Source organism: Patulibacter medicamentivorans (genome assembly GCF_000240225.1).
GTDB classification, from domain to species: Bacteria; Actinomycetota; Thermoleophilia; order Solirubrobacterales; family Solirubrobacteraceae; genus Patulibacter; species Patulibacter medicamentivorans.
On sequence record NZ_AGUD01000263.1, the window covers coordinates 1 to 8,104 of the forward strand.

Sequence of the window (8,104 nt, forward strand, 5' to 3'; positions counted from 1 at the left end):
CGCTGCGCGAGATCCGGCGGGGGCTGCCGGTCGTCGACGGGCTCGTCGGCGACCTCGAGCCGACGCTGCGGGCCGCGCCGCCGGCCGTCGCCGCCGCCGACCGCACCCTGGTACAGGCCGAACGGCTCTCGCGGCCGGCCGAGCTGCCCGCCCTGGCCCGCGCCGCGCGACCGCTGCTGCGCGAGCTGCCCGGGGTCCTCGACAGCGCCCGCGCGACCCTCGCGCAGGCGACGCCGCTGGTGCGCTGCCTGCGCGACAAGATCCTCGTCGGCTTCGACCAGCGGGTTCCCGACGGCGAGCTCTCGACCGGGACGACGGTGCTCCAGGAGCTGCTGTCGCTGTCGGTCGGCCTGGCCAGCGCCGGCCAGGGCTTCGATGCCAACGGCGCGATGGTCCGGCTGGCCGCGGTCCTCGGGCCGGAGATCTTCACCACCGACGGCGACGCCGGGCTCGGGCCGCTGTCGGCGGCGACCGCGTCCGAGATCACCTCCGCCCGCCCCGCCTGGTACGGGACCAACGGCCTGCCGCCGTTCCGGCCCGACCTGGAGTGCGCGACGCAGCCGCTGGCGCCGCTGCGCTCGCGGACCGTCTCCGCCGGAACGACCCGGACCGCGGCGCGGACCGCCCCCGCCGGGCCGAGCGACCCCGCGGCGCTGCGGCGCGCCGTCCGTCGGCTGACCACGATCCTCGGACGCCCGGAGGGCGGGCGCTGATGCTGCGACGGCTGTGGCGCCAGCAGGGCCGCTGGCTGGTCGTGATCGTCGGCTTCGTCGCGATGGCCGTGGTCGTCGGCGGCTACGTCGTCAGCCAGCAGCGGCTGCGGCTGCCGTTCCAGGACCGCTACCGGGTCGACGTGGCGTTCGCGACGGTCCAGTCGCTGACCCCGAACACCGGCCAGCCGGTCGCCGTCGCCGGGGTCCAGGTCGGCGAGGTCACCGGCGTCCGACTGCGGGCCGGCCGGCCGATCGTGTCGATGTCGATCGACCCGGCGAAGCTGCCCCGGGTCTACGCCAACGCGCGGGCCGAGATGGTCCCGCTGACGCCGCTGAAGAACATGCAGATCGACCTGGACCCGGGCGACCGCTCGGCCCGGGCGCTGCGGCCGGGCGCGACGATCGACTCCTCGCGGACCACCACGACGATCGACGTCGACCAGATCCTCGCCGGGCTCGACGCCGACTCGCGGCTCTACTTCGAGCAGCTGCTGGCGGCCGCCGGCAACGGCCTCGACGGTCGCGGCAAGGCGCTTGGCGACACGATGGCGCTGCTCGGGCCGACGGCCCAGCAGGGACGGCGGATCACCGCCGCCCTGGCCGACCGCGACCGGCTGATCCGGCAGCTGGTCCACGACCTGACGGTCGTCGCCGACGCGACCGGCGACGACGGCGAGCGGGTCGGCCAGCTGGTCGACGACCTCGGCGCGACCCTCGGCAGCCTCGGCCAGCAGGACGCCGCCCTCCGGCGCTCGCTGCGGCAGCTGCCGGGCACGCTCCGCCACGCCTCCGACACCGTCGATCGCACCAGCGAGCTGGTCCGGACCGCGACCCGCACCGCCCGCACGCTGCGGCCGGCGATCCGGCGGCTGCCGGCGACCACCCGCGACGTCCGCCGACTGCTGCGGCGGACCGAGCCGTTCCTGCGCGACGACGCCCGCCCGCTCGTCCGCCAGGCCATGCCGACGATCCGCAGCGCGGTCCCGCTGGTCCGCCGGGTCCAGGCGATCACGCCGCCGGCGCGGCGGGTCATGGCGGCGCTCGCGTACGCCTTCAACGAGCTGGTCGCCGACCCCGGCGACGGTCGCAAGGGCTACCTGTACTGGGGCTCGTGGTTCTTCCACAACGCCAACTCGATGCTCTCCACCTCGGACGCGTCGGGGTCGGCCTGGCGGCTGCTGCCGCTGATCAACTGCAGCGCCCTGACCGCCGATCCGGTGCTCGGGGCGGTCCTCAGGCCGCTGCTCGGCGGTCTCACCGGAGGCTGCTCGTGATCCGCGATCGGAGCGTGACGCCGTGCTGACGCGGATGCCGCACCGGATGGTGCTCGTCTCCGTGATCCTGGTGGCGGCCGCGGCGGCGCTGGCGGCGATCGGGCTCTGGGTCCGCGTCGACGGCGTCGTGCCCTTCCAGCCGAAGGCCTACACGGCGTCGGTCCGCTTCCCCGACGGGACCGGCCTGGTGAAGAACGCCGACGTCCGGATCTCCGGCGTCACGGTCGGGCGGGTGGTGCGGGTGACGCCGGTCGGCGCGGCGACCGACGCCGAGCTGGAGATCGAGCCGCGGTTCGCGCCGCTGCCGGCCGACACCCGGACGCTGCTGCGCAGCAAGTCGCTGCTCGGCGAGCGGTTCGTCGCGCTCTCGCCGGGGACCGCGAGCGGGCCGAAGATCGCCGAGGGCGGGCACCTGGACAGCGCGCTGGTCAGCGCCACGCCGACGGTCGGCGACGTCCTCGACGCGCTCGATCCGCCGACCCGCAAGGCGATCCGACGGCTCTCCCGCACGCTCCAGGTCACGTTGCGCGGTCATGGGGCCGAGCTCAACCAGCTGCTCGGCGGGATCGGCCCGACGACCCGCGACCTCGAGCGGCTGACGGCGATCGTCGACCGTCAGCGGCCGCTGGTCGCGCGGCTGCTGCGCCGCTCGGACACCGTCCTCGCCGCGGTCGCCGACAGCGGCCGGGACCTCGACGGGATCGTCCGCGACGCCAGCGGGATCGTGGCCGACAGCGCCCGCCGGACCGCGCCGCTGCGCCAGACCGTCGACGGGCTCCCGGCGCTGATGGCCGAGACCCGCCGGACGCTCGCCGTCGCCGAGCGTCTGACGCGCCACGCGGCCCCGACCGTCGCCCGGCTGCGGGCGGCGGCGCCGGTGCTGCCCGGCGCCCTCGACAGCGCCAACCGCCTGGTTCCGGCGATGGCCCGGCTGCTGCAGCAGACGCGCCCCGCGCTGCGGAAGCTCAAGCGCGTCCTGCCGGAGACCGAGGCCGTCGTCGGCCAGCTGCCGGCGCTGCTGCCGTCCGTCCGCGACGTCACCCGCCAGATGCCCGGCTTCTTCGGGATCCTGGCCGCCTACCGCGAGCAGCTGGTCGGGTGGGCGGCCAAGCTCGGCGGGATGACCCAGACGACGATCCGCGGCGCCGACGGCCGCCGCCAGCACATCATCCGCCTGGCCGGCCTGGTCGCGAACAACTCGTTCTTCGGCCTCAGCGACCGCCAGCCGACCTTCCGTGGGACGCCCTACCCGGCGCCGGGCGCGCTGAACCTGCTCGCCCAGGGCAACCTGCCGGCGTTCGACTGCCGCAACTCCACCCGGCCGGCGACGTTCCCGTCGCTCGGCGGCGCGCCGTCCTGCGTGCTGCAGGCGCCGTGGGCGTTCGCGGGCGCCAAGCGCTCCTACCCGCACGTCGAGCCGCTCGCCGACAGCCCGCCGACAGCCCGCCGCGAGCGCTGAGCCGCCGACGCGCCGGTTGCGCCTCCACGCGATCCGCGAGACAATCGACGCGATGATGTCCCATGCTCCGGCCGTCGAGGATCCCGCCGTCCTGCCCCGGATCCCGACCGAGTTCCGCTACTGGGATCGCGTCGCCGATCGCCGCGTCCAGTTGGCCCGCAAGGCGTGGAAGGCGGTCTGGCGCTTCGACCCGCAGCCCTCCGACGAGCTGGTGCGGGCGTTCGCCGCCGACTACTACGCCGCCGACCCGGTCGCCGAGGCGTTCGTCGACGAGGTCTACCTGCAGCGCGGCGCCAAGGAGGGGCGGCGACTGCTCGATCAGGCGATCGAGCACGGGATCGACTCGGTCCCGGACGCCCCGGCGTCGATGGTCGCGCTGTTCGAGGAGTTCGAGCGCGACCCCGAGTGGCTCGACCGCGAGCAGCTGGAGCTCGGCGCCCGCGTCTTCCGCCGCTGGGGGACGGCGGTCTTCAGCTTCGCCACCACCAGCACGCTGGAGATGTACTCCGAGAGCTCGATCACGATGCCGCTGTCGCTGACCGGCGGCTACGCCGGCGACACCGCCCACAAGCGCCAGCTCGAGACGACGCGGTTCTGGATCGACGTCTCGGAGCCGGGCGGACTGGACCGGCGGACGGGCGCGACCGACCCGTCGTCGCCGATCGGGCGCGGGCGGGCGACGGCGATGCGGGTGCGCGTGATGCACGTCTTCATCCGCCGGCGGCTCGTGCGCCACGAGGAGTGGGACTTCGACGCCTGGGGGATGCCGATCTCGATCAGCGACGCGACGCTGACGCTGATGGGCGGCAGCACGGTGCCCGGCCTGGCGCTCTGGAGCCTGGGCCACCAGACGACGATCCGCGAGATCGAGGCGACGCTCCACTACTGGCGCTACGTCGGCCACCTGCTCGGGGTCCAGCCCGCCTGGTACCCGGAGAGCTTCGAGGACAGCATCCGGCTGATGTTCGCCGCCTTCGTCAAGCGCGCCCATGCCGCCGGCCGCCACGGCGAGGAGCTGGTCGAGTCCTACCTGCCGGCGTTCCGGCCGACGCCCGGGTCGCCGCTGCGCAAGCGGCTGCGGGACGAGGTCAACTACCGCGTCCAGATCGGCTACACCCGCTTCTGGTCGCTGCCGCTGACCTACCGCCGCCACCGGATGCCGTTCCCGTGGCCGTGGGCGCTGCACCCGCTGCTGCAGTTCCCGCTGAACATGACGCTCGAGACCTGCCGGCGGCTGCTCCCGCCGCTCGACGGCGCCGCCGACCGCGTCCAGCGCTGGCGGCGGGAGAGCTGGTACCGCAACGAGACCGGCGGCCGCGACGCCGAGTTCCAGCCGGTCGAGGAGTTCCGCCGCTGACGGCAGCCGGGCCTACGCCTCGGCGACCGCGCCGGCGGCGATCAGCTCGTCGATCTCGGCCGCGTCGAAGCCGGCGTCGAGCAGCGTCGCGCGGGTGTCGGTGCCGGGGATCGCGGCCGCGTGGGGGCGCGTCGGAGGAGCGCCGTCGAAGCGCGGCGCGGGCGCCGGATGGGTCTGCCCGGCGACGTCGACGAAGGCCCCGCGGGCGACGTTGTGGGGGTGCTGCGGCGCCTCGCTCAGCTCGAGCACGGGGGCGTAGCAGGCGTCGCTGCCCTCGAAGAGCGCGTCCAGCTCGTCGCGCGTGCGCTCGACCACGACCGCCGCCAGCTTCTGCTTCAGCTCGGGCCACCGCGCCTGGTCGAACTGGCTGCCGCGCAGGTCGTCGTCGAGCTCCAGGACGTCGCACATCAGCGCGTAGAACTGCGGCTCGACCGGGCCGAGACTGACCCAGCGGTCGTCCTTGGTCCGGAAGACGTCGTAGAAGTGGGCGCCGGTGTCGAGCATGTTCGTGCCGCGCTCGGGGTTGTGGAGCCCGGCGTTGTTGAGGCCATGGAACATCGCCATCAGGGCCGACGCGCCGTCGACCATCGCCGCGTCGACGACCTGGCCGCGGCCGCTGACGCGCGCCTGGACGATCCCGCAGACCAGGCCGTAGGCCAGCAGCATCCCGCCGCCGCCGAAGTCGCCGACCAGGTTCAGGGGCGGCATCGGGGCCTCGCCGCGACGGCCGATCGCGTGCAGCGCGCCGGTCAGGGCGATGTAGTTGATGTCGTGGCCGGCGCGGGGGGCCAGCGGTCCGTCCTGGCCCCAGCCGGTCATCCGGCCGTAGACCAGCGCCGGGTTGCGGGCCTGGCAGTCCTCGGGGCCGACGCCCAGCCGCTCGGCGACTCCGGGCCGGTAGCCCTCGAAGAGCGCGTCGGCGCCCTCGCACAGGCGCAGCACGGTCTCGATGCCCTTGGGGTCCTTGAGGTCGATCGCGATCGAGCGGCGGCTGCGGTAGAGCACGTCGTGGGGCGGGGCGATCGCGAACGGGTTGCCGCCCGGGCGGTCGATCCGGATGACCTCGGCCCCCATGTCGGCGAGCATCATCCCGGCGAACGGCCCGGGGCCGATCCCGGCCAGCTCGAGGATCCGCACGCCGGCGAGCGGGGCGGTCGGGATGGTCGCGCTGTCGGGGGTGCTCACGGGTGTCGGGACTCCGGTCGGGCTTCGTGCGGCAGGCCGTGCGAATCGCGCGACCTGCCACTGGCTGGCTGGGCAGCCAGTCCCATCCTACGGCGCGCCGACGCTCGCGGCATCCCCCTGTTCGGGCGGGAGGATCCCCGCCAGCGCCCGCGCCAGCCCGCGCTTCTCCTCCAGCTGCGCGCCGCGCAGGATCTGGATCCGCTGGCCCTGCGGCGACCCCGCTCCGTGCAGCGACTCGGTCAGGTAGCCGACCGCGTTGCGGCCCAGCGTCAGGTTCTCGATCAGCCGCAGGATCCGCATCCGGTCCTCGGTCGAGACGTCCGCGCGCCCGGCCAGCATCCGCTCCAGCAGCGGGCCGACCGCCTCGGACCGGAAGTCCGCCTCCGAGGGCATCGTCACGACGATCCCGCCCGCCAGGTCCTGCGCCAGCCGCGCGATCTCGTAGGGGAAGCGGGTGACGTTGTGCTTGCAGACGTTGGCCAGCATCTCGTCGTTCATCCAGATGCCCGAGTCGAGCTTCGTGGCCCGCGCGGCCGAGGCGATCGAGCTCGAGTAGATCGTCTCGTTCAGGTGGACCATCTCGACCAGCTTGTCGCGCACGTGAGCCGCGGCCGCGACGCCGTTCTGGTCGGCGATCTCGGCCGCCGCGCCGGTCATCACGTCGCCGAGCCCGGTCTTGCAGACGTAGCTCGCGCGGTGGTAGGCGGTGAAGCGGCTGACCAGCTTCTGGGCGACCTCGGTCTCGCCGTCCAGCAGCACGTGCTCCCACGGCACGAAGACGTCGTCGAAGTGGACGAGCACCTCCTGGCCGCCGAAGCAGGCGTTGCCCTTGTCGATCGTCCCCGGCTCCATCGCCCGGGTGTCGGAGGCCTGGCGGCCGTAGACGTAGGTCAGGCCCTCGGCGTCGCCGGGCAGCAGCGCGACCACGGCGTAGTCGCGATCCTGCTCGCGCAGGTTCATCGTCGGCAGCACGCAGATCCAGTGCTGGTTCCAGCCGCCGGTCATGTGGGCCTTGGCGCCGCGCAGGAAGATCCCCTGCTCGTTGCGGCCGGACACGTGCAGGAACAGGTCCGGGTCGGCCTGCTGGTGGGGCGGCTTGGAGCGGTCGCCCTTCGGGTCGGTCATCCCGGCCGCGATCAGGACGTTCTTGCGCTGCGCCTGCTTCAGGAACTCCAGGTAGCGCCGGTGGTAGCCGGTGCCGTGGTCGCGGTCGACGTCGTAGGTCACCGAGTGCAGGACGCTGATCGTGTCGAGTCCGGTGCAGCGCTGGAAGCAGGTGCCGGTCAGCTGCCCCAGCCGCCGCTGCATCTGGTGCTTGGCGATCAGGTCGTCGGGCGACTCGACCACGTGCAGGAAGCGGTTGACCGGGGCGTCGATCAGCGACGAGTGGGCGGTCGCCAGCTCCGGCTCGTCGATGGCCAGGTCGTAGGTCGCCTTCAGCGCGTTGATCGACGGCTGGATGATCGGATGGTCGGCCGGCTCGTCGAGTCGCTCGCCGAACAGGTAGAGCGTCGTGCCGCGGTCCCGGATCGACGCCAGGTAGTCCTCGCCGGTGGCGATCGCGGGGATCCGGTCCCAGCGCTCGGCGGCGGTCTCCAGCCGGCGGGCCGCGCCGCCCGGGGCGGTGGCCGTCGTCGGGCCGTCGGTCGTCGGTGCCTCGATCAGCTGCTCGCTCGGCTGCATGTCGCCGTCCTCTCCACGCTGGCCACGGGATCGCGGTCGGCGGCCCGTGCCGCGCACCGACCGCCCGAGGTACAACCTAGACTCCTGTGTCTCACACGGCAACCGTTGTCGTGGCGGCGACGGCGCTGCGCCGGAACGGCCGGTCGGTCGGCCGCACGCGGTTCCCGGCGGCGCTGACCGTCTATAGGCTGCCGTGCGTCCAGACGAGCAGGCGGCGGGAGCAGGCAGCAGTGGCACGAGCGTTCGACCGGTGGGCGGCCCTCGACCCGATCGGGGTGATGCCGCGGGTCGTGCGCGTGGCGCGCGTCCTGCCCGGGGTCGGGCTGGCCGAGCGCGGCGCGGACGCGATCGAGCGACGGGCGTTGCGGGCGCTCCGCCAGGGCCTCGACGCGCTGGCGCTGCCCGCGGGCGCGCCGGCGCCCGCCCAGGCGCC

General features: G+C 74.3%; 7 protein-coding genes. 5 read left to right on the forward strand and 2 right to left on the reverse strand.

Going from position 1 to position 8,104, the window contains the following annotated elements; translation table 11 throughout:
- The 4 genes from PAI11_RS27495 to PAI11_RS18785 form a co-directional block, all read left to right on the forward strand.
- A partial coding sequence (locus PAI11_RS27495; RefSeq protein ID WP_040600971.1) for a hypothetical protein occupies positions 1 to 713 on the forward strand: 713 nt, incomplete at its 5' end.
- Positions 713 to 1,987 (forward strand): MlaD family protein, encoded by a 1,275-nt coding sequence (locus PAI11_RS18775; RefSeq protein ID WP_007577709.1) that lies wholly within the window; start codon positions 713 to 715, stop codon positions 1,985 to 1,987. The genes PAI11_RS27495 and PAI11_RS18775, both read left to right, overlap by 1 nt.
- A gap of 22 nt (positions 1,988 to 2,009) precedes the next feature.
- Complete coding sequence (locus PAI11_RS18780; RefSeq protein WP_007577710.1) at positions 2,010 to 3,446, forward strand: MlaD family protein; 1,437 nt, start codon at positions 2,010 to 2,012, stop codon at positions 3,444 to 3,446.
- Between the two features lie 52 nt (positions 3,447 to 3,498).
- A complete protein-coding gene (locus PAI11_RS18785; protein ID WP_007577711.1) occupies positions 3,499 to 4,803 on the forward strand; it encodes an oxygenase MpaB family protein in 1,305 nt (434 codons plus the stop codon).
- A 12-nt stretch (positions 4,804 to 4,815) separates the two neighbouring features.
- Here PAI11_RS18785 and PAI11_RS18790 read toward each other — a convergent pair whose 3' ends face one another.
- Together PAI11_RS18790 and PAI11_RS18795 are read right to left on the reverse strand one after the other, a co-directional pair.
- Positions 4,816 to 5,988 (reverse strand): CaiB/BaiF CoA transferase family protein, encoded by a 1,173-nt coding sequence (locus PAI11_RS18790; RefSeq protein ID WP_007577712.1) that lies wholly within the window; start codon positions 5,986 to 5,988, stop codon positions 4,816 to 4,818.
- An 87-nt stretch (positions 5,989 to 6,075) separates the two neighbouring features.
- Positions 6,076 to 7,671: a 4-hydroxyphenylacetate 3-hydroxylase family protein gene (locus tag PAI11_RS18795; protein WP_081488532.1), complete on the reverse strand. Its 1,596-nt coding sequence runs from the start codon at positions 7,669 to 7,671 to the stop codon at positions 6,076 to 6,078.
- 230 nt (positions 7,672 to 7,901) lie between these two features.
- On the opposite strand from PAI11_RS18795, the gene PAI11_RS26520 reads away from it, so the two are divergent.
- A partial coding sequence (locus PAI11_RS26520) for a hypothetical protein (protein WP_138974422.1) occupies positions 7,902 to 8,104 on the forward strand: 203 nt, incomplete at its 3' end.

Coding starts and splice junctions, on each gene's coding strand:
- PAI11_RS18785 (WP_007577711.1), top strand. CDS start 3,499: ATGATGTCCCATGCTCCGGCCGTCGAGGATCCCGCCGTCCTGCCCCGG.
- PAI11_RS18775 (WP_007577709.1), top strand. CDS start 713: ATGCTGCGACGGCTGTGGCGCCAGCAGGGCCGCTGGCTGGTCGTGATC.
- PAI11_RS18795 (WP_081488532.1), bottom strand. CDS start 7,671: ATGCAGCCGAGCGAGCAGCTGATCGAGGCACCGACGACCGACGGCCCG.